This window comes from Microvirga arabica (assembly GCF_016811235.1).
GTDB lineage: Bacteria > Pseudomonadota > Alphaproteobacteria > Rhizobiales > Beijerinckiaceae > Microvirga > Microvirga arabica.
On sequence record NZ_JAFBID010000053.1, the window covers coordinates 17,485 to 43,522 of the forward strand.

General features: G+C 58.3%; 26 protein-coding genes and 2 pseudogenes. 15 read left to right on the plus strand and 13 right to left on the minus strand.

Annotated elements, in window-relative coordinates:
• Positions 1-58 precede the first annotated feature (58 nt).
• Positions 59-343: pseudogene (locus JQC81_RS21800) on the plus strand (thiamine pyrophosphate-dependent enzyme); the annotation flags it as partial.
• 83 nt (positions 344-426) lie between these two features.
• Here the strand turns inward: JQC81_RS21800 and JQC81_RS21805 are convergent.
• From JQC81_RS21805 to JQC81_RS21840, 8 genes are all read right to left on the minus strand, one after another.
• Complete coding sequence (locus JQC81_RS21805) at positions 427-1,554, minus strand: zinc-dependent alcohol dehydrogenase family protein (protein WP_203273876.1); 1,128 nt, start codon at positions 1,552-1,554, stop codon at positions 427-429.
• Positions 1,555-1,606: 52 nt separating this feature from the next.
• Positions 1,607-2,602: a zinc-dependent alcohol dehydrogenase gene (locus JQC81_RS21810; RefSeq protein WP_203273877.1), complete on the minus strand. Its 996-nt coding sequence runs from the start codon at positions 2,600-2,602 to the stop codon at positions 1,607-1,609.
• A 6-nt stretch (positions 2,603-2,608) separates the two neighbouring features.
• Positions 2,609-3,379, minus strand: a complete 771-nt coding sequence (locus tag JQC81_RS21815) for an SDR family NAD(P)-dependent oxidoreductase (RefSeq protein ID WP_203273878.1) — start codon at positions 3,377-3,379, stop codon at positions 2,609-2,611.
• A 3-nt stretch (positions 3,380-3,382) separates the two neighbouring features.
• Entirely contained in the window at positions 3,383-4,696 is a 1,314-nt protein-coding gene (hpsN, locus tag JQC81_RS21820; protein WP_203273880.1) for a sulfopropanediol 3-dehydrogenase, read from the minus strand.
• 56 nt (positions 4,697-4,752) lie between these two features.
• Positions 4,753-5,808 (minus strand): ABC transporter substrate-binding protein, encoded by a 1,056-nt coding sequence (locus tag JQC81_RS21825; RefSeq protein WP_203273881.1) that lies wholly within the window; start codon positions 5,806-5,808, stop codon positions 4,753-4,755.
• A gap of 56 nt (positions 5,809-5,864) precedes the next feature.
• A complete protein-coding gene (locus JQC81_RS21830; protein WP_203273882.1) occupies positions 5,865-6,662 on the minus strand; it encodes an ABC transporter ATP-binding protein in 798 nt (265 codons plus the stop codon).
• A 14-nt stretch (positions 6,663-6,676) separates the two neighbouring features.
• Positions 6,677-7,345 carry an ABC transporter permease gene (locus JQC81_RS21835; protein WP_246520577.1) on the minus strand — a complete coding sequence of 223 codons (669 nt, stop codon included), beginning with the start codon at positions 7,343-7,345 and terminating at the stop codon, positions 6,677-6,679.
• Between the two features lie 206 nt (positions 7,346-7,551).
• Entirely contained in the window at positions 7,552-8,328 is a 777-nt protein-coding gene (locus tag JQC81_RS21840; protein ID WP_312887563.1) for an ABC transporter permease, read from the minus strand.
• Positions 8,329-8,517: 189 nt separating this feature from the next.
• Here JQC81_RS21840 and JQC81_RS34445 point away from each other — a divergent pair.
• From JQC81_RS34445 to JQC81_RS21860, 4 genes and pseudogenes are all read left to right on the plus strand, one after another.
• Positions 8,518-8,661, plus strand: a pseudogene (locus JQC81_RS34445) (LacI family DNA-binding transcriptional regulator); the annotation flags it as partial.
• 48 nt (positions 8,662-8,709) lie between these two features.
• Positions 8,710-9,540: a substrate-binding domain-containing protein gene (locus JQC81_RS21845; RefSeq protein ID WP_246520578.1), complete on the plus strand. Its 831-nt coding sequence runs from the start codon at positions 8,710-8,712 to the stop codon at positions 9,538-9,540.
• A gap of 189 nt (positions 9,541-9,729) precedes the next feature.
• A complete protein-coding gene (locus JQC81_RS21850) occupies positions 9,730-11,049 on the plus strand; it encodes a sulfite oxidase (protein ID WP_203273884.1) in 1,320 nt (439 codons plus the stop codon).
• Between the two features lie 642 nt (positions 11,050-11,691).
• Positions 11,692-11,856 (plus strand): TIGR02186 family protein, encoded by a 165-nt coding sequence (locus JQC81_RS21860; protein ID WP_312887564.1) that lies wholly within the window; start codon positions 11,692-11,694, stop codon positions 11,854-11,856.
• A 244-nt stretch (positions 11,857-12,100) separates the two neighbouring features.
• Here the strand turns inward: JQC81_RS21860 and JQC81_RS21865 are convergent, their stop codons facing one another.
• The 5 genes from JQC81_RS21865 to JQC81_RS21885 all read right to left on the minus strand — a co-directional run bounded on the left by JQC81_RS21865 (position 12,101) and on the right by JQC81_RS21885 (position 17,834).
• Entirely contained in the window at positions 12,101-12,295 is a 195-nt protein-coding gene (locus JQC81_RS21865; protein ID WP_203273887.1) for a hypothetical protein, read from the minus strand.
• A gap of 777 nt (positions 12,296-13,072) precedes the next feature.
• Positions 13,073-13,906 (minus strand): nitroreductase family protein, encoded by an 834-nt coding sequence (locus JQC81_RS21870; RefSeq protein ID WP_203273888.1) that lies wholly within the window; start codon positions 13,904-13,906, stop codon positions 13,073-13,075.
• A gap of 183 nt (positions 13,907-14,089) precedes the next feature.
• On the minus strand, positions 14,090-15,070 hold the full coding sequence (locus JQC81_RS21875) for a Bug family tripartite tricarboxylate transporter substrate binding protein (protein WP_203273889.1): 981 nt from the start codon (positions 15,068-15,070) through the stop codon (positions 14,090-14,092).
• A 68-nt stretch (positions 15,071-15,138) separates the two neighbouring features.
• Positions 15,139-16,782, minus strand: a complete 1,644-nt coding sequence (locus tag JQC81_RS21880; RefSeq protein WP_246520579.1) for a thiamine pyrophosphate-binding protein — start codon at positions 16,780-16,782, stop codon at positions 15,139-15,141.
• An 83-nt stretch (positions 16,783-16,865) separates the two neighbouring features.
• On the minus strand, positions 16,866-17,834 hold the full coding sequence (locus JQC81_RS21885; RefSeq protein ID WP_203273890.1) for a tripartite tricarboxylate transporter substrate-binding protein: 969 nt from the start codon (positions 17,832-17,834) through the stop codon (positions 16,866-16,868).
• Positions 17,835-17,969: 135 nt separating this feature from the next.
• Here JQC81_RS21885 and JQC81_RS21890 point away from each other — a divergent pair, with 135 nt between their 5' ends.
• The 10 genes from JQC81_RS21890 to JQC81_RS21935 all read left to right on the plus strand — a co-directional run.
• Entirely contained in the window at positions 17,970-18,896 is a 927-nt protein-coding gene (locus JQC81_RS21890) for a LysR family transcriptional regulator (protein WP_203273891.1), read from the plus strand.
• Between the two features lie 123 nt (positions 18,897-19,019).
• On the plus strand, positions 19,020-19,742 hold the full coding sequence (locus JQC81_RS21895; RefSeq protein WP_203273892.1) for a succinate dehydrogenase/fumarate reductase iron-sulfur subunit: 723 nt from the start codon (positions 19,020-19,022) through the stop codon (positions 19,740-19,742).
• A complete protein-coding gene (locus tag JQC81_RS21900; protein WP_203273893.1) occupies positions 19,739-20,068 on the plus strand; it encodes a succinate dehydrogenase/fumarate reductase transmembrane subunit in 330 nt (109 codons plus the stop codon). The genes JQC81_RS21895 and JQC81_RS21900 overlap by 4 nt, the downstream gene beginning before the upstream one ends.
• Positions 20,065-20,415, plus strand: a complete 351-nt coding sequence (locus tag JQC81_RS21905; protein ID WP_203273894.1) for a succinate dehydrogenase, cytochrome b556 subunit — start codon at positions 20,065-20,067, stop codon at positions 20,413-20,415. Before JQC81_RS21900 ends, JQC81_RS21905 begins: the two co-directional genes overlap by 4 nt.
• A 10-nt stretch (positions 20,416-20,425) precedes the next feature.
• Positions 20,426-22,162 carry an L-aspartate oxidase gene (locus JQC81_RS21910; protein WP_203273895.1) on the plus strand — a complete coding sequence of 579 codons (1,737 nt, stop codon included), beginning with the start codon at positions 20,426-20,428 and terminating at the stop codon, positions 22,160-22,162.
• A gap of 13 nt (positions 22,163-22,175) precedes the next feature.
• Positions 22,176-23,135, plus strand: a complete 960-nt coding sequence (locus JQC81_RS21915; RefSeq protein ID WP_203273896.1) for a fumarate hydratase — start codon at positions 22,176-22,178, stop codon at positions 23,133-23,135.
• Entirely contained in the window at positions 23,102-23,812 is a 711-nt protein-coding gene (locus tag JQC81_RS21920; protein WP_312887565.1) for a fumarate hydratase C-terminal domain-containing protein, read from the plus strand. Before JQC81_RS21915 ends, JQC81_RS21920 begins: the two co-directional genes overlap by 34 nt.
• Positions 23,813-23,876: 64 nt before the next feature.
• The gene (locus JQC81_RS21925; protein WP_203273897.1) at positions 23,877-24,767 is read left to right on the plus strand and encodes an amidohydrolase family protein; all 891 of its coding nucleotides are present in this window, start codon (positions 23,877-23,879) and stop codon (positions 24,765-24,767) included.
• Positions 24,754-25,491: a sulfite exporter TauE/SafE family protein gene (locus JQC81_RS21930; RefSeq protein WP_203273898.1), complete on the plus strand. Its 738-nt coding sequence runs from the start codon at positions 24,754-24,756 to the stop codon at positions 25,489-25,491. The genes JQC81_RS21925 and JQC81_RS21930 overlap by 14 nt, the downstream gene beginning before the upstream one ends.
• 279 nt (positions 25,492-25,770) lie before the next feature.
• A partial coding sequence (locus JQC81_RS21935) for a tripartite tricarboxylate transporter TctB family protein (RefSeq protein WP_246520582.1) occupies positions 25,771-26,038 on the plus strand: 268 nt, incomplete at its 3' end.

Below are 26,038 nucleotides of genomic sequence, written 5' to 3' on the forward strand. Positions count from 1 at the left end.
AAGTCCACCACATCCCAGACGGCACCCCGGCATCCCGTGAAGATCATTAGGGGAGCTCTCCACTCTCGCAGAGTTGAAAGTACCTTTGATCGTTATCGCCTTTGTTGACGCTTCGCTGACCCTGATCGAAATGAAGCAGCGTTCGCGACAGCTTCCGAGTGCTGCCGTTGACTTCGGCGAGTTCGACTTCGGAGCTATAGCCCGAGCATTCGGCGGGGCCGGTGAGATGGTCTCAGACACAGATGCGCTGGAGACAGCGTTGCAGCACGCGCTAACGCGCACCGACCAGTTCACAGTCATTGGCGCGGTCATCAGTCGACGTGCTTACGACGGAAAGATCTGAACCCAGAACACGCCATGCAGTCAGCGGTTAAAGCTGGCTGCATGGTTGTCTCTCATTCCGCCCTAGCAGTTGCTGAAGAAAAACTAGTCAAATGTTATTATCTGTCTAATCGCAGTGCCATCGTGAAGTCGATCAAAGCCCATGTTGATCTGTTCAAGACTCAGCGTATGCGTGAGCAATCGATCAACAGGTAGCCTGCCATTGCGAAAAAGAGTGATGAAGTTGGGGACATCACGCCGAGGCACGCATGTGCCGATATACGATCCTTTAAGCGTCCGCTCCTCGGCAACCAAGCTGATGGCTGGGATCGACAAACGTCGGTCAGGATGAGGCAAGCCAGCGGTGACTGTCGTTCCACCTCGTGCAGTGGCCGCGTAAGCCAGCTCGAGCGCCGGGACCGCTCCTGCCATTTCGAAAAAGAACTCGGCGCCCCCCCCAGACAGCTCCTTAATTTCCTCGATTGCCGTTTGGCTCGCAGCATTGACTGTGTGGGTTGCTCCGAGTTCTCGTGCCAGCGCAAGCTTCTGATCTGAAAGATCAACCGCGATCACCTGGCGTGCGCCTGAGGCAACAGCACCCAGAACGGAGCAGAGGCCCACACCGCCTAATCCCGCAACGGCCACCGAGCTGCCGGCAGGAACTTTCGCTGTGTTGACAACGGCGCCAACGCCAGTCAGCACTGCACAGCCGAACAAGGCCGCATGGGCAAACGGAATCGCGGAATCGATCTTCACGCAAGACTCCCTGGACACGACAACCTGCTCGGCGAAGGCTGAGACACCAATATGATGGTTGACCGGCTCGCATTTGATCGACAAACGCCGATCGCCGCGCAACAGCGTACCGCTGTTGTTGGCCTTTGCAGCAGGTTCGCAGAGGGCTGGACGTCCCGAAGCGCAGGGCACGCAGCACCCGCAACTCGGCACGAATACCAGAACGACATGATCTCCAGGCACGAGATCAGCAACATCGATCCCGGCCTCTTCGACAACACCAGCGGCCTCATGACCGAGAACAATCGGAGTGGGTCGAAACCGGTCGCCATTGATCACGGATAGATCGGAGTGGCATAGTCCAGCCGCCTTGATGCGAACCCTCACCTCACCAAGTCCTGGAGGAGCAAGGCCAACCTCCACAATGTCCAAAGGCCGGGATTGAGCATAGGGTCGAGGCAGGCCTGCCTCGCGCAAAACAGCGGCTTTGATACCCATTGAACATGCTCCTCTTCAGACTAGGCTGCTTTGTCTGCCACGGAGGCTGCGGCTATGGCCGCAGCACGATCTTGGCTTGTGACACGGCTCCCCTATCCAAATCAGCAAATGCCGAGCTGCCTCCAGCCAGCGGACGCTCCTCAAACCAGTCAAGCGCGCCAAGGCGACCGCCAGCTAGGGCGCTTACCGTCTCCCGGAAGTCGGCCATCGTATAGCAGTACGATCCCGTCACGATGATCTCTTGAAGAGTTATCTTTCGAAGATCGAAACCATCCAAACCTGGAAGCAGGCCGACATGCACGGTAACACCACCAGGCTTGATCATTCGGCTGGCGGCCACGCGTGTCGCCGCGGCTCCTACGGCATCGATCACAAGATCGACCGATGATTCATCAGGCTCGCCGGTTTCACCTGGGGCATAGCATTGAAAGTTTCCTGCTCGCGCAACAGTCTGGCGGCGAGCTGCACTCGGCTCCCCCACGAATATCTCGGCGGCTCCATTCATTGCAAGCACAAGAGCCGCTGTGAGGCCGATGGCTCCACCTCCAAGAACAGCGCATCGTGAGGCGGATAGTGGGCGAGGCAAAAGCCGAGCGCCTTTGATGACACTGTGATACGAAACTGCGATAGGCTCCGCGAGAGCAGCCTTCGTGATTTCCAGATTGGGAGGCACCTCGACCAAGTTGCGTTCTGGCACGCGCACGATCTCCGCAAAGGCGCCAGCTCGGGGCGGCATCGAGAGGATCTGGCGCGACAGGCACAGATTCTCAACTCCACTCTCGCAGAACTCACAATGACCGCAGGTGACGAGTGGGTTGATCGTCACCCGCATACCGGCCTTTCGGCCGCTCAAAATCTCGCCTGCCGCCTCATGGCCCAAGATCAAAGGAGCCGGGCGGCGGCTGTCATAGCCGTGATAGGCATGCATGTCCGAGCCGCAGATACCGACGGCCTCAACACGAACCAAAACTTCGCCCGCTTGAGGCGCCGGATCTGGCTCGTCCCGCAATTCGATGCTGTTCGGGCCGGTATAGACGAGAGCTTTCATAGTTTCTCACTTCGCGGTGTAGCCACCGTCTACATATAGAATTTGCCCCGTGATGTAGGCTGATGCGTTGGAGGCTAGGAATACGGCCGCACCAAACAGATCGGTCAATTCGCCATTGCGTCCGATAGCTGTTTGAGCCGCATTGCGCGCCGCTCGTTCAGGATCACCGAACACTGGGGCCGTCAGCGGAGTTGGAAAGAAACCCGGAGCAATGGCATTGCAGGTAATTCCCTGCTGCGACCAGGCCTCGGCTGTTGCTCGCGTCAATTGCGCAACGCCCCCCTTTGCTGCTCCATAGGGCGCTGAGTTGGCGAACGCGCGGACAGACTGCAGAGACGCAAGGTTGATGATGCGTCCCCACCGGCGTTCCGCCATCCCAGGTGCAAAAAGCTGCGTCAATCGGAACGGCGCTCGTAGGTGAATCGCCATGTGCTGGTCGAAGCCCTCTACCGTAACCTCCTGGAACGGCTGGCGAAGATTGATGCCAGCCGCGCTGACGACGATGTCGACCTGATATCCTCGCTCCGTGGCAACGGTGAATACGTGATTCGGCCCGTCCGGCTTGGAGAGGTCCGCATCGATTGTATTGACGCAGATGCCCTGCTCCCGAAGCCCGGCAGCGGCAGCTTGAAGTTCTTGAGGTCGCCTGGCCACCAATACGACGGACGCCCCTGCAAGCCCGAGCGCCTGAGCAATCGCCAGCCCGATACCGGAATTACCGCCGGTCACCAGGGCATGGCGTCCTGTCAAATCGAATAGGTGGGCAAGCTGAAACATCGTCTAGCCCTCGACCGCAACACCCAAATTGAAGTTATGGCCTGCGAAATATTTTTGCATCCGCGCATCCGCCGTACGAGCATGGGCCTCCATTCCCTCGAGACGGGAAATGCGCGCCGTTGCCTGTGCGATCGTTTTGCACGCCTCACGATCCATCCTCTGCCAGGTGAGCGGCTTGAGGAACTTGTGCACTGAAAGCCCGCCGGAATAGCGTGCTGCGAACTTGGTGGGGAGAATATGATTGGGACCCGAGGTCTTGTCACCGAAGGCAACAGTTGTTTCCTCCCCCAGGAAAAGCGAGCCGTAATTGGTCAACCGCTGCAGCCACCATTCCAGTTCGGCGGCATGAACCTCGAGATGTTCGCACGCATAACGGTCGGATACTTCGGCTACCTCCTCACGGTTCGAACAGAGGATCACCTCTCCATAGTCGCGCCATGCATCGCCTGCAGCATCGCGCGCCGTCGCAGGAAGCTGTTCGATCAGTTCCGGCACCCGCTGCATGACGGCATCCGCCAGTTGGCGTGATGTGGTAAACAGCCATGCGGGACTTTCATGCCCATGCTCACACTGTCCAACGAGATCGGAGGCGACGATTTCAGGGTCGGCGCTGTCATCAGCGATGATGGCGACCTCCGAAGGTCCGGCAAAGACATCGATTCCCACCTTCCCGAACAGCATTCTTTTGGCTTCGGCTACATACTTGTTGCCTGGTCCAACGATGATGTCTGCTGGCTTACCCGTGAAAAGGCCATAAGCCATGCTGGCAATCGCCTGAACGCCGCCAAGCGTCATGACGACATCAGCGCCGGCCACTTTCATTGCGTAAAGAACATAAGGATGAATGCCCTCGCCCTTATAAGGCGTCGAGCAGGCGATCACGGTTTTAACGCCGGCCGCCTTGGCCGTCGCGATAGACATGTAGGCGGATGCGATGTGAGCGTAACGGCCTGTCGGCACGTAGCAACCCGCGACATTGACCGGGATCAGACGCTGCCCCGCCGTCAATCCCGGCACGAGCTCGACAGAGAATTCATGAACGCTCTCTCGTTGAGCAACGGCGAAGCGCCGGACCTGATCGGCGGCGAATTCGATGTCCCGTTTCACGATCTCCGGCACATTGCGTGTTCGGCGCTCGATCTCCTCCTGCGTAACGACAATGTCCCCTGACCATTTGTCGAGCTTCAAGGCGAAGTCGCGCACCGCCTCTTCGCCGTTTTTCTCGATTGCCGCAAGCATCTCGGTGACGACCTTCTGAGCCGCTCCGGTTTCAGTCTCGGGGGTCTTCGAGGCTCGCTTCAAATATTCAAGAGACATGTTCAACCTCGCTGGTGAGCGGGGCCTCGGGAGAATGCCCGAGGCCGGTTTTTGAATTACTGGGTCTTGCTGTCGAATTCCGTAGCGAAAGCCTTCAGCTTCGGATCGCTGGCCACCATCTTCATGTATTCGTCGGTAATGACGGTTTTCATGTCGGGAGCCCGCGGAAACGTTCCGGCCTCTGCCATGAAGCTTGCGATGTTGCCGAACCATTTATCGGCTTCGGAGGCACCGTTTGCCCGATCCATCGACTTCAACTGCTCAGTCAAGTTGTAAGTCGGACGCAGGTCAAATTCCTGCTTGATCGCGCGGTCGGATATTTCAACACCTCCTTGGCTGTAAAAGCGTTTCATGGCATCGGCCGCTTCTGTCGGATTGGCCTTCGCCCAGCTCCAGCCTCTGAGATAGGTCGCCAGGAAGGCTGCAACCCGCTGCGGATTCTCTTTCGCGTAATCGGCCCGTACGATAAGCGCACCCGGCACGATTGCACCGGCGTCAGCCCCCGTGCAGAGCGTCTTGGCATTCGCCTTTTCTTCGAGCGTATAGGTGTTGGGAGCCCATACTCCGGCAAGCTCTCCGTTCTTGGAGCTGATGGCCGAGATAATCTGCGCTTGTCCTAGATTGACGAACTGAACATCTTTCGTGTCCACGCCATATTTCTTCAGGCAGTTGCGGACCGCATAGTCACCCGTCGAGTTCGTTGTCAAAAGGATCTTTTGGCCTTTGATCTTTGTAGGATCGGCCTGCAACTCGTTGAACTTGTCCGCCAACGTCATGAGAACGTTGGTTTTCGACTCATCATTCGAGATGCCGATCGTCAGAAGCCCGGATCGCGCCGCTCCGAGAACGGCCGGCACGGAACCGGTCGCACCCATATCCCAGGAGCCAGCTTGGGCTGCAGCGACCTGCGGAGCGCCGGCCGGAAAGAGAGAGAAGCTCGGCTCAAGCCCAATCTCTTTCCACCAGCCCTTCTCAGAGGCTAGGTAAAATGGCAGGGCCCAGTAGAGCGCGGGCTGATAGCTGATGTTGACTTTCGTCTGAGCCTGCGAGCTATGAAGCGGCGCCAGGATAGCTGTTGCAATTGTGAAGCCTGCGGCGATGGTCTTGAGCATGTGTTCCTCCGTACGGCCTGAATGGATCGGGGATGGCTGATCTTTATGGTTCCCGATCAGTGAACTTGGCTTCCCTTCTCTTCCCTGAGCGAACGCCAGATATGGGTCCGCAGATGGACGAATGATTCAAGATCCATGACATCTTCGATCCGCTCATGCTCGTCCCACTTTTCAGCGAGACGTACAGACTTGATGTCAATGATTTCCTTGATGCGCCCGGGCCGCTTGGTCATGATTGCGACACGATCCGCTAGGTAGACGGCTTCTTCGACCGCATGGGTAATGAAAAGTACCGTCCGTGGATTCACCCGCGCGAGCCGGACGAGTTCCTCTTGCATGGAAACGCGAGTCTGTGCATCGAGCGCCCCGAATGGCTCATCCATGAGAAGCACTTCCGGCTCAAGGACGTAGGCCCGTGCAATCGCAACGCGCTGCTGCATGCCGCCGGAGAGCTGATGCGGGTAGGCACTTTCATATCCCTGAAGGCTCATCAGAGCGATCGCGTTTTTCACGCGCTCCTGTCGCTCTACCTTTGGAACTCCCTTGTTCCGAAGTCCAAGCTCGATGTTCTGCGCAACTGTCTTCCAGGGGAACAAGGCGAATTGCTGAAAAACGACGGCACGGTCAGGTCCGGGCGCAGTGACATCACGGTAATTGACTTTGACCGTGCCCAAGGTGGGAAACTCGAAACCCGCCGCCATGCGCAGACATGTCGTCTTTCCGCACCCGGACGGTCCGACAATTGCGACGAACTCTTTCTCGGCTACGGAAAGATCAACACCGTCCAGGGTCACGAAGTCGATGCCAGCGCGGTTGAAGACCTTGCCAACTGAAGAAAACTCGATGGAAGCCATAGCGATGAACCCTCTCAGGATTGTCCATGACGGCGCCGGATGGCGGTTTCAATCTGCCGAAGCGCTACGTCGATAAGCAGACCGACAAGGCCGATGGCGAGCATGCAAGTCATGACGGTTGCCGTGGCGACACCAGCTTGAGCCTGGACCATCATGAAGCCCACGCCCGCTGAGGCGACGATCAGCTCCGCACCGATCAGAGATTGCCAGGCCAGCCCTGCGGATACGCGAAGCCCTGCGACAATCGATGGAATCGAGGCTGGAAGAAGAACTTCCGTGACGATTCGTAAGTTGCTTGTTCCAAGCATCTGAGCCGCTTCGATCACATTTCGATTGACGAAGCGGGCGCCACGATAAGCATTGATCAGGCACGGCGGGAATGCGCCGGCGAAGATGATCATGATCGGCCCGCCGATGCCGGTACCGAACCAGAGCGCTGCGAAGGGCACCCATGCGATTGGAGCGATGAAGCGCAACATGTCGAAGATCGGCGTGATCACATCATCCAGCCAGCGATACCATCCCATGAGGAGACCAAGCGGGATTCCGATCATTGCCGCCAGAAGAAAGCCATAAGCAAAGCGCATGAAGCTTGATGCCAAGTGCTCGACCAGAGTCGCGCCCGCAAACGGCGTGCCCAACAACTCGATGAAACGGATCAGAACTTCGTGGGGGGCAGGCAAGAATTGCCTTGGAACAAGGCCCGTCAGGGAGAGAAGGCTCCAGATCCCAATAAACCCAATCAGGCCTATCGTCCCCAGGCGCATACGTTCAGAGCGCGTGAGCCGGATGGGAGGGGTGACGGCACTCCGCTGAGGTTGAGCACGATCTGCCGACATCTCGGAAAGGTTTATTTTCGTTTGCATGGCGAGGCTCATATCCGGTCTCCTCATCCACGCACCTGCATCCACCGCAAGGAACGCTGTTCGACCTGCCCGAGGATCATCGTCGTGGCCCAGCCTAGGATCGCAACGCTGATCATCCCGACGAGGATCATGCCGGGGTAGATATCCTGCTGCGCCACATTCAACACGCGCCCAAGGCCATAGAGTGCGCCTACGAGCTCAGCCGCGACCAGCGTGGTCCAGCTCGCCTGCAATGATAGTCTCAACCCGGTGAAGATCATGGGCAAAGCTGCCGGGATCATTACTTCGCGGATGAAACGCCAGCGCGGCGTGCCAAGCATCCGAACGGCCTCGATAACGGCGGGGTCAATGGCCTTCACCCCCGTGTAGCTGTTCACGACGGAAGGAACGAAGGCTGCGAACCAGATCACCATTACTTTGGCCGCGTCGCCAAGGCCAAGCCAAAGAATTGCCAAGGGAATCCACGCCAGCGGCGGAATGGGGCGGATCAAAAGAAAAATTGGATTGATCAGCGCTTCTGCTTTGGAATTCCAGCCCATCAAAAGGCCTAACGGAACGCCGATTCCGGCCGCGACCATGAATCCAAGCAGAACAAGCTTCACGCTGTGAAACGCGTGCTCATACAATGCACCATTGGCATATTCGCCAAAAGTGACTTGGCTCAGGGCATCCCATGTATCCAGAGGCGTCGGAAACCGCCCTGGCGAGATCCATCCTGTAGCCTCGGTCATCACGTACCAAATTGCTGCAATGACAGCCAAGGTCGCAAAACCGACTATGAGGCGTCGGTTGTTCGTCACGGCACTTCCTCCAGGGCGCTGTGCTCTTTGCGGCACTTTCAGCAAACGTTTGCAAAGACTTTCAACTACCTGTCATTCTGTCAAGCCCCTATGTCCGGGTTGGTATATTTTTACGATGTACCTAGTTGTTGTGGCCTGAAATGGCTTGTGATAGGTTTGCAATAATTTTCATTATGTTTGCAGCCTGTTATGAAGCGAAGCAGCCGACCGAAGCTCAAAGATGTGGCCGAGAAGACAGGTGTTTCACTTGCAACAGTCTCTCGGGCCCTGACTCGTCCTAGCCTCGTGCAAGCCGAGACCCTGGAGCGGATTCAGGCGGCGGCGGCGCATTTAGGCTATGTCCCAGGCGGGGCTGCCCGCGCGCTCGTATCAGGACGCACTATGACGGTTGGCGCAATCGTCCCAACCTTGGATCATGCCATTTTCGCGCAGGCGATCCAGTCGTTGCAGCATATTCTGTTGGCAAATGGCTACCAGTTGCTGATTGCGAGCCATGAGTACTCGGCGCAGGCCGAAGCTGCAGCGACACGCTCCATGCTTATGCGAGGCGTAGATGCGCTCACTCTGGTGGGCGCCGATCACCTGGACGAAACATGGGATCTGCTTACCTCCGCATCTGTTCCGGTGTTGATCACTTGGTCGCGCGAAGATCGCTTTCCGTCACTTTGGTTCGACAACATGCGAGCAGGCCAGATCGCAGCCGAGCATCTCATCGCCCTTGGCCATCAGCAGATCGGAGCAATTTCCGGCAGAAGGCGCTGGAATGATCGCGCGCGTTTGCGTGTCGCAGGCACACGCGCTGCTTTGGTCGACGCTGGCTTGGAGCTCCCCGAATGGCGCATCGCCGAAACAACGTTCAGCGTTGCAGGCGGACGCGCAGGAATGGCGCAACTTCTGGCAGCCGCTGCACCACCGACAGCGGTTGTGTGCGGAAATGATATCATGGCGGTTGGCGCCCTTTTCGAAGCCCAGTCGCGCGGACTGAGAGTACCGGAAGATATCTCCATTGTCGGCATCGACAACTTGGAGATTTCCGCTCACCTTTCCCCTGCTCTCACGACAGTCCATTTGCCCACGGCACAACTTGGCGCTCAGGCGGGAGAGCTTCTCATTGACGCACTGCGCGGCACAACAATGCCTGCGCAGATCGAGCTCCCGATTGAACTCGTCGTTCGCCGCTCCAGCGGTCCTGCACCTGTTAGGAGGAACTGAAGCGACAACCAACTTGTTCATGCTCTCCTTCGATGTGGAGCGCGCGGGCGTGACTCATTCAGGATCGTTGCGGCATCAGAAGGAAAGCAGACGGTAAGAATTTTCACGAACCAACAACTCTGTCGTATCATCAGACAAAAGAGGCGCGAGCTTTTGATGAAGCGCCTGTAGCTCACGGAGGAACGCGCAATGTCCCAGAACATTTCATCTGATCACGTGCATACCGAGAATGACCAATCTGCTGGCATCAGCAGACGCAGCCTCTTGAGTGGAGCCAGCATGCTTGGTTTAGGTGCGGCAGCGGGTGCTGCTGCGTCTTTGCCCGGCCCCATGAACAGCCTGGTTTCTCCTGCAGCAGCGCAAGGTGCCGCACCATCCAGTGGGGCAGCTCAAGCCCAAGGAGGACCACAGGCGCTCGACTATCCCGGCAAGGATAAAGCACTTTCGGTTCTGGGAGAAAGGCCGCTTGTCGCTGAGACTCCCGAGCACATGCTGGATGATGACACGACGCCGATCTCGAAGTTCTTCATCCGCAACAACGGTCAGATTCCAGAGCCCACGACGGATCCTGAAGCATGGAAACTCACGATTGACGGCGAGGTGAACAACAGACTGGAATTGACTTTGGCAGAGCTAAAGTTCCGTTTTCAGCCTAAGACTTTCCGGATGGTGCTCGAATGTGGCGGCAACGGACGCTCCTTCTTTCAGCCGCAGGCCCGGGGCAATCAATGGACCAATGGTGGCGCAGGCTGCGCTGAATGGACAGGCATTCCACTGGGGGAAGTGCTTCAAGCTGCCGGGCTGAACCAGAATGCAAAATACACGGCTCATTATGGAGCTGACCCGCATTTGTCCGGCGATCCGTCCATGGAAGCATTGTCCCGCGGCATGCCGATTGCCAAGGCGATGGAGCCTCATAGCCTCATCGTCTACGCCATGAACGGCGAACCGCTTCCCGATATTCATGGTGGCCCCCTGCGCCTGGTCATTCCCGGCTGGCCCGGATCCCTATCACATAAATGGCTGACGCGTATTACTCTTCGAGACCGGGAACACGACGGCCAGGGGATGACAGGAACTTCCTACAGGGTGCCGAACAAACCGATGGTGCCAGGCGGCAAGGCCGACGAGAAGGATTTCCGTATTCTTGAATCCATGCCTGTAAGAAGCATCATCACCAACCCGACCAACGGCACGAGGCTGCCCGCAGGCACGCGTGAGGTCACATTGCGCGGTGCGGCCTGGGCCGGTGATCTCACAGTATCCCGCGTTGATGTTTCAACGGATGCTGGCCAGACATGGACACAGGCGACACTCGCGCCTACCCGCAATCGCTATGACTGGAATCGGTGGACCGCCACTGCGATGCTGCCGTCCGACGGGTATTACGAGATTTGGACCCGGGCCACTGACTCGAACGGCAAGGTGCAACCTCCTGTGGCAGCAAGTTGGAACCCGCAAGGTTACGGCGGGAATGCCATGCACCGCGTCGCCGTTCTTGTGGGTTGAGGGTCTTACATGGTGAACCGGATCGTGTGGCTGATGGTGATCGCTTTGACCACATCAGCCATTACCACAAATGTATCAGCTCAAGGCCCTGCACCTGCTTTCGCGCCACGCGACGAGCAGGTTGAAGATCTTCCAGAGGGGCCCGGTCGGGACGAGACCTTTGGAATGTGCACGGGTTGTCACGGCTACAAGCTTGTCTCAAACCAGGGAATGACACGGGACAAGTGGGACGAGACACTCACCTGGATGAGTACTCGGCATGGGATGCCTGAGATTGAGGGAGCGGACAGGGACTTGATCCTGGACTACCTGACCGCTCATCATCCCCCCAAGGCACCTGCACGCTCGGGTGGGTTCAAGAATCCATTTGCACCGCAATAATCAGGTGCCGTTCGCGGTCGAGGCTCTGGCCCCCCGGATCAGAGCTATGATCAACGGCGAGTGACGGATCAGGAGATTGGCTCAAGGTTTCAATACGGCACTAGGCTGATGAAGCCCGCATTCCTGGGTTGCATGTGAAGAGAACCTTTATTCAATGACCGCCATGGCTGCGCCTCAAGGGCATGTGCCGCAATGATCGCACATCGGCTGCCAGGGAATCGAGGCGCGCATCCTCAAGGCTCTGAAGCGGAGTCTGACACCGTGATCCTGGCCCGCACGAGCACCAGCGTCGAACTCGTCAAGACGGGCTTTGAGGAGCGGATCGGTATGGTGGCCCGCGACTGGTCGCTGCTCTACGGCCTCGCCACGGCCGTGATTGCGATCTTCTTCGGCTGGCTCGCCAATGTCATCTTCCGGCGCGATTGAACGGACGAACGGAACGAGTCCAACTGTGGGCCGCAGACATTATGTTGGGACCAGCATAAGATCTGTGGCACGGTCAACTTAACGCTTTTAACTGCTCTTACCGGCGTTTAGTCCCGCAGCGTGCCACGACCATTTAACAGCATGGCCCATCGAGGAGTAGCTGAGTACAGCGGAAAGCGGCCCTCACTCAGTTAAGTTGACAGTCCTTTACATATCGCCAATTCGGCAGTGAAAACTCTCCAGCTTAGTAAAGAGGCAGGCTTTTCAGGAAGTCGATCCAGTTCTTGCCTCCCCTTGTTTTGACGGCATCGTCCGGCAAGGGTTCTGATTGCAGTTGTGCCTCATCTTTCTTGTCGGAGCGGCCCAAGTCTGGAGAATCTCCGGCCTTGTGGAGGGCGCGCGCACGTCCACGATGTGGATCATTGTCATTCTTGGTCAAACTCCGACCCTCCAAGCATATGCCTTAGCGCCACAAGATCTTGTTCTTGTCCACTGCTGCAAAAAATAGTTGCTGCTGCGGTGCAGTATTGATGTTGCGGTGCAACCAACGTCTCAGACTTTGTTTGCACAGGTCCCTCACAAGGTAAGTTTAATGAGATCTATTGAAAAGTAAAATCAAAATGGTAACTTTGACGATCTGGGAGAGGGATGATGGTCCCGGGCGGAACAAGTGTTTGATGCCGCACCGCCCATGTTACGAAGCCCACGCCGAGTGCCTGATTGCCCAAATTGAAGTCCTTGTTAGGAATCCGGAGTTTCTCGCTAGAGGACCTCAGCTCAGGTGCCGCTCGGTGGCCATCTAAGGCAATGGTTTGTAGTAGAGGTGGTCAAATATGTTGTTGAGGCTGCTTTGTCGAAGAGATGACCGCAAGTTCCTGTCGGCGGACGCACATTCAGCTGCTTGCGCGCTTCAACAAACAATTGAGAAACTGGAAGCGATCGACCCCCAAGAGGTCGAGGGCCGGTATGATCCAGCCGTGCAGTATGCAAGCAAAGTGGTCCGCCGCTCTCTAGTTTCAGTTTTTGGCTACGGATCGCCAACCTACAGGCGCTACGAAGAGGCAATTCGCCTGGATCGAATGCCATGTATGTACGGCGAAGCAGTTCCGGTCGACATCGTCCAGGAGCAATTTATTGAAGACCGTGCCGTCTCGATAGCAATCTTGAGGCAGGCTGTGGCAGAGCTCAGGGCGAGAGCGGGAATCTTGCCGGAATCCTAGTCAAGGCAGAAGCCTTTCGACCTGACGTACTCGCCAAAGTCAGCGCGGTGCTTTCCTGCATATTGGCGGGTTTTGTCTTCTACCCAACCGTACGAGGAGGAAACTCCCCATTGGCCAATCGCGCGTTGGGCGCCATAAACCTGCATCTTTTGCCCACGATCATTGTATTGCATGAGCAGCTCTTCAAGATCGTTCTCCGAGTATCGGTTGTGGTGCACCGTCATCCTGAGCGGCAGACGGGGAACAATACGTCCTGTTTTTCCCGGCCAGCCGAGGCATACCCCTGCAAATGGGATGACACGCTCAGGCAAACCCAACAAATCGCTGATAGCCGATGCATGGTTGCGTATCTCGCTGATTGGACATGTGCCCAAACCCAGGCTTTCCGCGGCTTGGAGGAAGTAAGCCAGAGCGATCGCCGCATCACCTGTCGCATTGAAGAAGAGATCAAGGTGATTGTTCGGGAAGGGCCTGCCCTGAAGGGCCGCTGCCCTCGGCAGGCGGTTCGCGTTCAAGCAGAAAACCAAGAAAGCGGGAGCCTGCCGTACCCAGGGCATGTGCTTGACGAGTTCCGCAATTTGGGTGCGCAATCCAGGATCCTGCACGACGATGATGTCGCGTTGCTGCAGGTCGCTCTTGGACGGCGAGCACATAGCACATGCGCATAACAGACGGATCAGTTCCGGGTCGACAATGCGATCCAAATAGTCCCGACACACACCATGAAAGGCAAACGGAGCGAGAGACTCAACCCTGTCGGACGCGACTGGCACTTCCACATCCTCATCAAAGCGCTCCTTGAGGGCCGCTTTGATGAGTTCGGCGTTCATGACCGAGCGGCCTTCCAGCAATTTTCTGGCAGGGAGCCGCTTCCTGGTCCGGCGGGATTCTCCAGGCTCTCTCATGAACATCCTTCTGGATCACGGCCTCGCTCTCATGCGCCATTGTCCGGTAGGAGCCGTGGATAGAAGATAGATTCGCTACCCACGGCTTTCCCGATCAAAGATGGCCCATCATTCCGCCTTGATGCCGGCCTTTTCGACAACGGGGCCCCATTTTTCGAGCTCGGATTTGATGAACCCTCCGAACTCGTCAGCCTTGATGCTGCTGGGAACAGCGCTCAGTTTGCGCAACTGGGACTGAACCTCCGGATCCTGGCTGATCGTATACATCTCCGATGTGAGCTTACCGGCAAGCTCATCCGGCAGACCTGCAGGAGCAACGAGACCAAACCATGTCAGAGCCTCGAACTGCGGAATGGTTTCGGAAACGGTCGGAACTCCCGGAAGATCATCCAGGCGCTTGAGCGAACTGACCGCCAATGGCCGCACGCTACCTGCGAGCGACTGGGGGACAGCACTAGCTGCGTTGTCACAGGCGATCTTGACGTGACCTGCCATGACGTCTTGGATCACTTGGCCGGAAGAGCGATAAGCGACATGGGCCATCTTCGTGCCGGTCTGGGACATGAAGAGTTCCATGCATAGGTGAAGGGATGTTCCGACCCCTGAGCTGGCAAACGTCTCCTTGCCCGGGTTTTCCTTCAGGTAATTGATCAGTTCCGGCACCGTTTTGACGGGAAGGGAGGGATGAACCACCAGCACATTCGGCTGGGTGGCCATCAGCATTAGGGGTTTCAGGTCCTTGACAGGATCGAAGGGCATTTTGCCCTTGTAGATATGCGGGTTGATCGCAATCGTTACAGACGCGACACCAATCGTATGCCCGTCTGGAGCAGCCTTGGCTGTTCCATTGACGCCGATATTACCGCCTGCACCCACACGGTTCTCGATGATAAACTGCTGGCCGAACTTTTTCGAAAGGCGGTCGGCGTAGATCCTTCCGATCACGTCTGCTGTTCCGCCTGCGGCAAAGGGAACGATGATGGTCACGGGTCTGCTTGGGTAGGTGTCCGCCATCGCTCCGGGTGACGTCAAGAGAGCCCCTGCGACCATGGCCGCAGGGGCAAGTTTGTGCAATAGCAACTTTCTCATCGTATCCTCTCCCTTTGATAGGGCCCTTCTTGACGAGGGCTCACAGATCCTAAACCTTGCGTGGTCGATTATTGAGGCATGCGAACCACGGGGCTTGGCATTCTTTGGATCATGACATTGATGCAGGCTGGCTTGCCACTGGCATATGCACGCTCAAGTGCGGGAACAAGCTCTTCTGCTGTTTCAACGAACTCGCCGTGTCCGCCCAGAGCTTCAACCACACGGTCGTATCGCGTCGGCAGCAGCTCGCATCCATGTGTTCGCTCTCGACCATAGGATCGAAGCTGAATCTGGTACTCGGCGTTCCAGCCGGCATCGTTGCCGACGATCACGATGACTGGAAGATTGCAGCGCACCGCCGTGTCGAACTCCGCCATGTGGAAGCCGAAGGTTCCATCGCCGACGACGCTGATAACAGGTGCTGATGGCTCCGCGGCGTACGCCGCAATGGCGAAGGGGATAGCGGCCCCGATCGAGCCTGCCACGCCATTGATGATGCGGTTTGCAGGGTTGAGAAGACTTTGCGGCCATTGACCAATCTCGCCGCCATCGCAGACGAGGGTGGCGCCTGGGTGGCGCTCGAGCACCGGCGCGAGCGCTCGGCACAGTTCGATGGGATGGACCCGTTCGCCATGCTTGGAGGATATGGTTTGCCATTCCGGAGGACGGTAGCTGATGGCGTCCGCTACCTCTTTGGTCCAAGGCTTGGCGCCTGCCTTCGACCGTTCTGACTGCAGGGCGAGGCCTTCGGCTGCTGCTGCGGCGTCAGCGATGGCGCTAAAGATCAGCTTCGGGCCTTGTTCCCGAATGGCTCGCTCGATCAAGACCGGATCGGGGTCGATCACGATGAACTCGCAATCCGGCCGGACAGCGGGCGCGCTGCCGAACTTGATCGTGAAATCGTGGGGCTTTCCCAGCAGCACGATCAAGTCCGCACGACCGAGCACGTCCGCAAAGGCGCCAAGGCTCGGATCATTGATACCGCGCGGGCTCTCCATCTTGAGGACCGGCACGCCAACAGCCTCCTTCAGGCGAGCAACCACATCGGACATCGGAACGTGACAAAGCATGGGACCGCAGAGGATCAGCGGTGCTCTCGCGTTCTGCAAAGCAAAGAGGACCGCGTTGGCGGACAGGTCGCTTAGTCCCCGGTGAGCGGAAGCGAAATCGTCCCTCTTGGGCCAAAGAGTGGAGGCATCGTCGATCTGCTTTTCGAGGAGATCGACGGGAAGGCTGATATGAACGGGGCCAGGGCGGCCGGACGTCGCAATTTGCACCGCTTTCGCGATATCGTGTCCCAGCGTCTCGATCGAGGCGGCTGTCCACGAGGCCTTCGTCACGGGACTGGCCATGTCGGCTTGCCGCAGTTCCTGAAAACTTCCGCGACCGAGTTCGTTGAGACCGGCATGTCCTGAAAGAAGAACCAGAGGCGAATCGGCGGCTAGCGCCGTGCACAGGGCTGCGACGGCGTTGGTATGCCCCGCTCCGCCCGTTACCATCGCGATTCCGCATTGCCCCGTCCGTCGAGCCCAGGCGTCTGCCATATGAACGGCTGCAGCCTCATGGCGCACGTGAACAAGTTGGAGGTCCGTCTCGAGAGCCGCGTCGAACAGCGGCATGATGTGATTACCCGAGAGGGTGAAGATCGTTCTGAAGCCCGCCTGATCCAAGGTGCGCATGACGATGTCAGCACCTCTGATACGCATGTTCATTGTCTACTGTTCCTGTGAGTGCTGCGGCGCCGCCTGAACGCCGCAGTCATGGTTGGGTCGATGAGGCTGGCTTGGTCAGCTGCTTATTCAAGTGCAATCTTGGCCGAGCTAATCACGCTCGTCCACTTTTCACTTTCCATCTTGAGATGATTGCGCAAGGCTTCCGGTGAGATATCACCTGTGGGAACAGGCTCGGTGCCAAGCTCGGAGAGGCGCGTCTTCACTTTCTCGTTCTTCAACGCGACTTGAAGCGCCTCATTCAGCTTCGCGGTGATGTCCTTTGGCGTGCCCTTCGGAGCATAGAACCCATGCCATACGCTAGCCTCGAAGCCTGGCAGGCCCGCCTCGTTGCAGGTTGGGAGCTCAGCAAGCGCAGGCACCCGCTTCTTGGAGGTCACACAATAGGCCTGAATGGATTTGCCGCGAATGTGACTGGATGTGTTGGTGATCTGATCGCACATCACATCAACCTGACCGCCCAGCATGTCGTTGATGGCAGGGCCCGTGCCCCGGTAGGGAACTTCGTTCACCGTTGCCTCGGTTGCCCGCTTGATCAGGAGGCCGCAAAGATGAGATCCGGAGCCTCTGCCGGCATTGGCCAAGCTGACATTGTTCGCCTTCACGTAAGCGACAAGTTCCTTCAGGTCCTTGGCAGGGAGACCCTTCTTGGACACGACGGTCTGGGCAACATCCACCACAAGGCCGATCGGCTCGAAATCGTTGATAGCATCGTAGGGGAGTTGCTTGTAGAGAAGCGGCGCTGTTACCTGACTCATGTTGTTGAGGAGAACAGTGTAGCCATCAGGCTCCGCACGCGCCACGCGTCCCGCGCCGACCGTACCACTGGCGCCGCCGACGTTCTCGACGACAACCTGAGCCTTCAGATGCTCGCTCATCGACTCCGCGATGAGTCTTCCGACGACGTCAGTAGGGCCGCCTGCCGCGAAGGGAACGATCATTGTGATCGGACGCGATGGATAAGTCTGCGCCGATGACGGTGAGACTGCAGCCAGTCCGATAAGACACGACAAGGCAGCAAGTTTGGCGTTCATGTAGGTCTCTCCCTGAGCTTATATTTGCCGTTGTAGGTTCTTGCTTCAGCCTAACAGGATCTGAAACTTGAACAAAAATGAAATTTTATAAATATTGAGTTGAAATAAATTGCATATCACAGGGAGAGGAATCGGGTGTCTATCCGCGATCTGAAGACCTTTCTGGCAATTGCGGAGGGAGGGTCCTTTGCAGCAGCTGCCAAGGCGGTACACCGCACCCAATCCGCAGTTACCGTTCAGATGCAATCGCTCGAGGAAGAGCTCGGCTTTGCCTTGTTCGACCGATCGAAGCGCCCTCCGGTCCTGAGCGAAGCGGGACGCGCTCTCGTTCCCCGGATTGCCGAAGTCGTGCAGGTGTACGATCAGCTCTTCCGAGATGCGGCTCGCTCATTGGTTGAGGGGCATCTCAGGCTCGGAGTCGTCCCGAGTGTGATTACAGGCGTGATGCCTAGAGCGCTGGTAGCCCTCAGAGCCAAGTATCCGGGGTTGCATGTTGAACTGACGATGGGCCTGTCCAAGGATCTTCTGGAGCGGGTGCAGAGGGGCACACTCGACGCGGCCATACTCAGTGATCTGCTGGAGGGTGGAGCGGGGCTGCTATGGTCGCCCTTCGCCCGGGAGCCTCTCGTTCTTATAGCCCCATTGGATGCTCCGGGCCGGAAAGCAGAAGAGCTGCTGAGCACCTATCCGTTCATTCGCTACACGCGTCAGGCATGGGTTGGTCAGATCATAGACCGCTTCCTCAAACAGCGGCGTTTGCGCGTTGAAGAGGCCATGACGCTCGATACCTTAGAGGCGATCACGAACATGGTCCATCACGGCCTCGGTGTCTCGATCATTCCCCTGCGGACCACCGGCGACCCCTTCGCCTTGCCTGTGCGGTCCATCACGTTCTCGGGAGCGCCAACCTACCGTGTGATCGGGCTCGTCCATGCCCCCGACCACCCCAAGGCTAGTCTCGCCGAAGCGCTGCTGTCGGAACTAAAAGACCAGGTTCAACAGGCGAACTCCCCTGCCTATGGGCGGGGCAAACCCTCCGGCGCGGCTTCGCCGCGCCCCTGAGTGTCTAAGATTTAATATTTATGAATTTAAGATTCAATCTTATTCGTTTTTGTTGAAATCATTGGCCTGTTACAAAGCCTTGGATCCTTTGATGCCCGGCATCAAAAGTTGAAGGCAAAGATAATGCAATCTGAAATGTCGGTCTCGCTCTGGCGCGGCGGAGAAGACGGAGCCTACGTCACCTACAAGGTGCCGGAGCGAGCCAACCAGACGGTCCTCGATGTTGTCACCTGGATCCAGCGCAACGTGGATTCAACCCTCTCGTACCGCTTCGCATGCCGGGTCGGCATGTGCGGCTCATGCGCCATGGTGGTGAATGGGCGGCCGCGCTGGACCTGCCGAACGCACGTTTCAAAGGTTGCCAAGAACGGCGCACTCCAGATCGGCCCGCTGCAGAACATGCCGATCATCAAGGATCTCGCGACGGACATGAAGCCGTTCTTCGAGAAATGGCAGTCCGCCAAGGGGGTTTTCGAACCCTCGAAGACACGTCATGACCCCATCGAGGAGATCCGGCCTGACACGCCCGAGCGCGTGGCCGCCGATGCGGCGGTCGAGTGCATCAATTGCGGCGTCTGTTATTCGGCCTGTGACACCGTGCGCTGGAACGGCGACTACATGGGGCCGGCTGCGCTTAACCGAGCCTGGTCGCTCGTCAACGACGTCAGGGACTCAGGGCAGGCCGAGCGTCTTCAGGCCGTCGCAAGTGGCGGCGGCTGCCACTCCTGTCACTCCCATCAGACCTGCCAGCAGTTCTGCCCGCAATCTCTCAATCCGACGGCCGCGATCGCCGGCTTGAAGCGCCGGACCGTGCAGGCTTACCTCAAGGGCGATCTCAAGAAATGAACGTTCGTCTTTACCTCTGGCAGCGTATGACCGCAGCGGCGATGGTCCCGCTCCTGATCGTGCATCTTGCCGTGATTTTCTACGCAACCCGGCAGGATTTGACTGCGGCCGATATCCTGTCACGCACACGCGGCAGTGTTGCCTGGGCGCTGTTCTACGGCGTTTTCGTCGCCGCTGCCGCCATTCATGCGTCCATTGGCGTACGGAACATCTTGGTCGAGTGGACGCCGATGCGCCATCGCACGGCCGAGATCGCATCGATCGGTTTCGCGATCCTCCTGGGTGTCTTGGGGCTGCGAGCCATCGCTGCAGTGGTGCTGCCATGACAGCTCTCCTGCTCAATCATCGCCGCAACATCCTCTGGTTCGCGGCCATGGTCCACCGGTTGTCCGGAATCGGCTTGGCGGCGTTCCTGCCGCTGCATTTTCTGGTGCTCGGCATGGCGATCGGCAATGGGGAGAACCTCGAAGGCTTCCTGAGATGGACCGACGCGCCTCTTGTCAAGTTCGCGGAAACCGGTCTGGTCTTCCTGCTTCTCGTGCATATGCTCGGCGGATTGCGGCTCCTTCTGGTTGAGAACTTCTCTTGGCGTGACGGCCAGAAACTGATGGCTTTGGCCGCCACCGTCATGTCAGCCCTCGTGGCCTTTGCCTTCCTGATCCGCGTATTTTGAGGACTCTGACGTGACCATTGAACGTCTGCGCACCGACATTCTGATCTTGGGCTCCGGTGGAGCTGGCCTGTTCGCAGCCCTTCATGCGCAACGGGCGGGACAGGATCTGGATATCACGCTTGCCACCAAGGGCCTCCTGGGCAAATGCGGATGCACCCGCATGGTGCAGGGCGGCTACAACGTGGCGCTGAACCCGGGCGACTCGGTTGAGCGTCACTTCATGGACACGATCGAAGGCGGCAAGTGGCTTCCCAATCAGGAACTGGCCTGGACGTTGGTCAGCAAGGCTGTGGAGCGTGTCAGAGAGCTTGAGAACGAAATCGGCTGCTTCTTCGACCGCAATCCAGATGGTACGCTGCACGGAAAGGCTTTTGCGGGTCAGACCTTTGACCGAACCGTCCATAAGGGCGACCTGACCGGGATTGAGATCATCAACCGACTGATGGAGCAGGTGTGGGCCCGGCCAGGCGTGAGGAAGCTTGAGGAGCACCGGGCGCTGGCTCTCATTCCAAGCCGCGACGGAACCGCGATTGCAGGCGTCCTGTTCGTCGATATCCGCAAGGGAACCTTCCGCTTCGTCGAGGCGCGGGCGGTGCTCCTTGCGACCGGCGGCGGCCCGACCATGTACCGGTATCATACTCCGTCCGGGGACAAGAGCATGGACGGCATCGCCATGGCTCTGCGAGCCGGTCTGCCGCTGCGGGACATGGAAATGGTCCAGTTCCACCCGACCGGCCTGCTGGCCGGCCCCGAAACGCGGATGACTGGCACAGTGCTTGAGGAAGGCCTGCGTGGGGCAGGAGGTCATCTGCTCAACGGCGACATGCACCGCTTTATGGGGGACTATGATCCCAAGCTCGAACGGGCAACCCGCGACGTGGTCAGCCGTGGCATCTATGCCGAGATGAAAGCGGGCCGGACCTCGCCTAACGGAGGCGTCTATATCAAGATGAGCCATCTTGGCCCAAAGGATGTGGCTAAGAAATTCAAGGGCATGGTGGATCGCTGCCGCGACTGCGGCTTTGATTTGGCTGGCGGCCTCGTCGAGGTGGTGCCGACCGCGCACTATTTCATGGGCGGTCTCGTCTGCAATGCCGATACCTCGACAGCAATGCCTGGGCTGTTCGTTGCCGGCGAGGATGCGAGCGGCATGCATGGTGCGAACCGGCTCGGCGGCAACGGCGTGGCGAACTCAACCGTCTTCGGTGGGATCGCCGGCGATATGATGCCTGCTTGGCTTGTCAGGAACCCCGGGCACCGCACCGTGAACGAGGAAGTGCTCCAGGCCGAGGTCGACAGGGCCCAGCATCCCTTCAGGAAGAAGCCGGGTGACCTCAACACGCTGCGTGAGAAGCTCCTCGACCTGATGTGGGAGGACGTTGGCGTCACCCGGGATGAGGCCGGCCTCGACCGAGCGCTGACGGGTCTTGAAAACATCGAAGCCGAGCTTCTTTCCACCGGCATTCCCGACGGTGACAAGGCCTTTAATCTGACGTGGCACGATTGGCTCAATCTGCGTTCGCAATGCGAGACGAGCCGCGTGATCGCGCTGGCTGCCAAACAGCGCCGCAACTCCCGTGGTGCCCATTTCCGCACCGACTACCCCGAACCGGGTGATCTCGCGACCTCGTGCTTCACGATGGTGCGCCAGACGGCCGACGGGCTCAAGATCACCGATGAGCCAGTCCGCTTCACCCATGTCAAACCCGGCGAGACGCTTCTTGGTGTCAAAGATGCCGCTGAATGATCCGAGGCACAGCATGATCCCTCTTGCATCCCTTCAACGAACCGCCGAAGAACTGATGGCAAAGGCCGCTATCGAGATTCCGGATGACTATCTCGCAGGGCTACGCCGCTGCGCCAACACCGAGAAGGGCGATCTGTCGGCCTTCGTCATCCAGGCGATGCTCGAAAACTACGAGGCTGCCAAAGAGGATCGACGGGCGATGTGTGGCGATACCGGCGTGCCACGCTGGTATGTGAAGATCGGCAATGACGCCCGGATCGACGGCGGCCCGATCGCCCTTGAAGCTGCTCTTCGACGGGCAACCGCGAATGCGACGCATTCGGTCCCCCTCCGGCCTAACCGTGTTCATCCGCTCTGGCGAACGGATCACAATAACAATGTTGGCATCAACGCGCCGGAGATCGAATACTCGTTCCACCCAAACGCGGATTGGGTTGAGCTGACGACGGTTCACAAGGGAGGGTTGTTCGGCTCGGACTACCGGATGCTGTTTCCTGGCGACGGCATTGAGGGCATCAAGCGCTTCTACCTGGATACCTTGGTCGCTTTCGGCAAGCGCGGTCTTGCTTGTCAGCCGGCGATCATCGGTGTCGGCCTAGGCGGGTCGAAGGATGCCTGCATGGTGCTTGGCAAACAGGCCTCATGCCTTCGCACCGTTGGAAGCCGCAACCCCGATCCCAAGATTGCGGCACTGGAAGACGAGTTGCATGAGCTGGGCAACAACATCGGCATGGGCGCCATGGGCTTCATGGGCAGTTCCATGGTTGTCGATTGCCAAATCGAGGTGGGATATTGCCACACCGGCGGGATGCCGATGAGCGTGCATATGTTCTGTCTGTCGTCGCGCCGGTCGACGGCTCGCATCTACGCCGATGGGAGGGCCGAGTTCCGAACCGATCCCATGTGGTTCACCGACTATTCCCGCCGCGCAACGGTCGAGTGGGATCAGCCGATGCTCGAAGCTGCGGAGTAAGCACGATGTCAAGCAAGCTCAAAACGGTTCATCTGAAGCTTCCGGCCAGCACGGAAGATCTGCAGACTCTCGAAATCGGCTCAGTCGTGTACCTGTCAGGACGCGTCTTCACGGCGCGCGAGGGGATCTACAAGCGGGCCATTGAGGAAGGTGTGGGCATGCCCGCGTCGCGGGAGGATTTGGGAAGCGCAAACTTCCATTGCTCTCCCGCCGCGACTATCGAGCCGGATGGAACCTTGAATGTCGGATCCGTCACTGCAACGGCTTCTTTCCGGTTCGCCAAGTGGCTTGACGGATGGCTCAAGCTGTCTGGTTGCAACATTATTATCGGCAAGGGCGGCATGACGTCGGAAGTGTATCGTGACATTTTCGTCCCGAATAACACAATCTATCTGACGACGGTCGGTTATGGAACTGGTGCTCTTCTCGGACGGGGCATCCGCAATGTTGTGGGAATACACTGGAAGGAAGAGCTGGGCCTTGCCCAGGCCGCTTGGGTTCTTGATGTCGAGAACTTCGGTCCATTTCTCGTGGAGAGTGACCTTGAGGGCAACAGCCTGTTCGAGCGCGAGAATGCCAAAATCGCTCCAGGCATCGACAAGCTTTATGAAGGCACGCGGCCTGCGACCCTGCGCCGTTATGGGGAGACCGACAACAAGAAGGAAGAGGTGATCTGAGCGGTTTTTATTGATTCGCAGATCACTTTTTCCGCACACTATATCTGCTATTCAGGGAATTGCTTTGCCCATCATCGACTTCAGAATAAGGCCTCCTTATGAGGGCTTTCTCAACACAGTGATGTATGCCGGTGCCGAGCGTCGTGATCGAATTACCCGCGCTATCGGCCTGGAGCCCTCTCCGGCAGCGCAAGCTCAATCCGTGCCTATGCTGATCGAGGAGATGGACGCTGCCGGAATCGATATGGGCGTTGTCGTCGGACGAAACTCCGGCAATCTCGGTTCAGTCGAAAACGCGACGGTCAAAGAATTCTGTGACGCTCATCCCGGACGCTTCATCCCTGTCGCCTCGATCGATCCGATCAAGCGCAGGAAGGCTGTCGAAGAGATCCGTACGGCAGTGGCGTCCGGGTTTCGAGCAGTCAATATCGAGCCGGGCGGGGCCTCTCCGCCGCTGCACACCGATGATCGCAGGCTTTATCCAATCTATGCCTTCTGCGAAGATCACAACGTTCCCGTGATCCTGATGACCGGGGGCAATGCGGGTCCGGATCTCTCCTACACCGCTCCGGACCGGCTCGATCGGGTTCTGGGAGACTTCCCGGGCCTGAAGATCGTCTCCTCGCACGGCAACTGGCCCTGGGTGCATCAGATCCTGCATGTCGCCTTCCGCCGGCCCAACCTTTACCTGTCGCCGGACTACCTTCTCGCGAACATGCCCGGCATGGACGATTACGTTAAGGCTGCCGACACCTGGCTGTCGGACCGCTTCCTGTTTGCAAGCGCGTTTCCATTCGCCCCAGTCAAAGGCTATCTGGATTGGTTCCGTTCGCTGCCAATCCGCCCAGAGAGCTTTGAGCGAATCCTCTACCGGAATGCCGCGGATCTTCTGGGCTTGAGCGAGGTCGAAGCCGCGACGGGCCCCATGCTTCGGGTGAGCAATGCTGGTTGCTAGTCTCTCGCTTCAGGTGCTCGGCATTGTGTGGCTTGGAGCCTTTGCAGGGGCGCTCGCTGCAGGCGGCGCCGGCTTCGCCTTCGCGCTCACCGCCTCTGCCATCTGGCTTCATGCTCTTGAACCTCTCCATACGACGATGCTGGTCGTCGCCTGCGGGACACTCCTCCACACGACCCTCGTCTGGCCGATGCGACGCAGCATCGAGCTGAAACGATTCTGGCCCTTTGCCCTGGGCGGCCTGATTGGCATACCGGTCGGCGTTGCCTTGCTAACCCAGACAGACGTTTCCAAGGTTAAAGTTGCTGTCGGGGTGTTCCTCGTCCTCTACGGTCTCTATGCCGTTCTGGCACCTCGCTTGCCCGTAATTCAGGGGGGAGGGCGAAGCAGCGACGCCTTTGTCGGCTTCCTCGGTGGCATTCTGGGAGGCCTCGGGGGCTTCTCCGGAGTTCTCCCCACGATCTGGACGCAACTCCGGGGATGGTCGAAGGGAACGGCCCGGGGGGTCTATCAGCCTTTCATCCTTCTCGCTCATATGGCGACGCTGCTGCTTCTCGGCGCAACGACATTGGATGCAACAGGCTTCCTTCTCGTGGCCGTGTCTCTGCCTGCCTTGTTTGCCGGCGCATGGCTTGGATTGCAGATCTATGGCCGCCTTGACGAGCGCCTCTTCCGCCGCCTCCTGTCTATTCTTCTTCTGCTGTCCGGCGTGACGCTACTCGTCTGAGGAGCCGTATCCGCACAAAGATCGAATATCGTTCACTAGGAGCTTCATTGATCAGCATTCAAAGTGCCGGTTGCGACTGTCTCATGCACTGGTGTTCAGCGGCGTCGCCTCCGGTGCACACGGTCAAAGGCGCGGCGGGATCACAGCGCCTCCAAGAAGGCAATCTGCCTTGGGGCACATCGGGGTCAGGTGGCCAGCCTCCAGGGTCGTCGAACAAGGGAGGTGAGGATGCATGGAAAGCTCGATAGATCACCGGCGAAGGCTGCTGATCTCATAAAGATGAGTCAGGACTGTGCGGGCGGATTGGTATTGATTGCTCTGGCAGCCTTGGCGCTGTGGCTCACGCGGGATCTCGACCAAGGCACGCTCAATGCCATGGGGCCGGCCATGCTCCCCCGGTGGCTCGCTATTGCGGTCGGCCTGTCCGGCCTCGCCCTCCTTGTATTTGCTTTCATCAAGCACGGCGACGCCCTGGAGCGCTGGAACCTGCGCGGGCCGGTTTTCGTGATCGGCGGAATCGTGGCCTTCGCGCTGACCATCCGCCCCT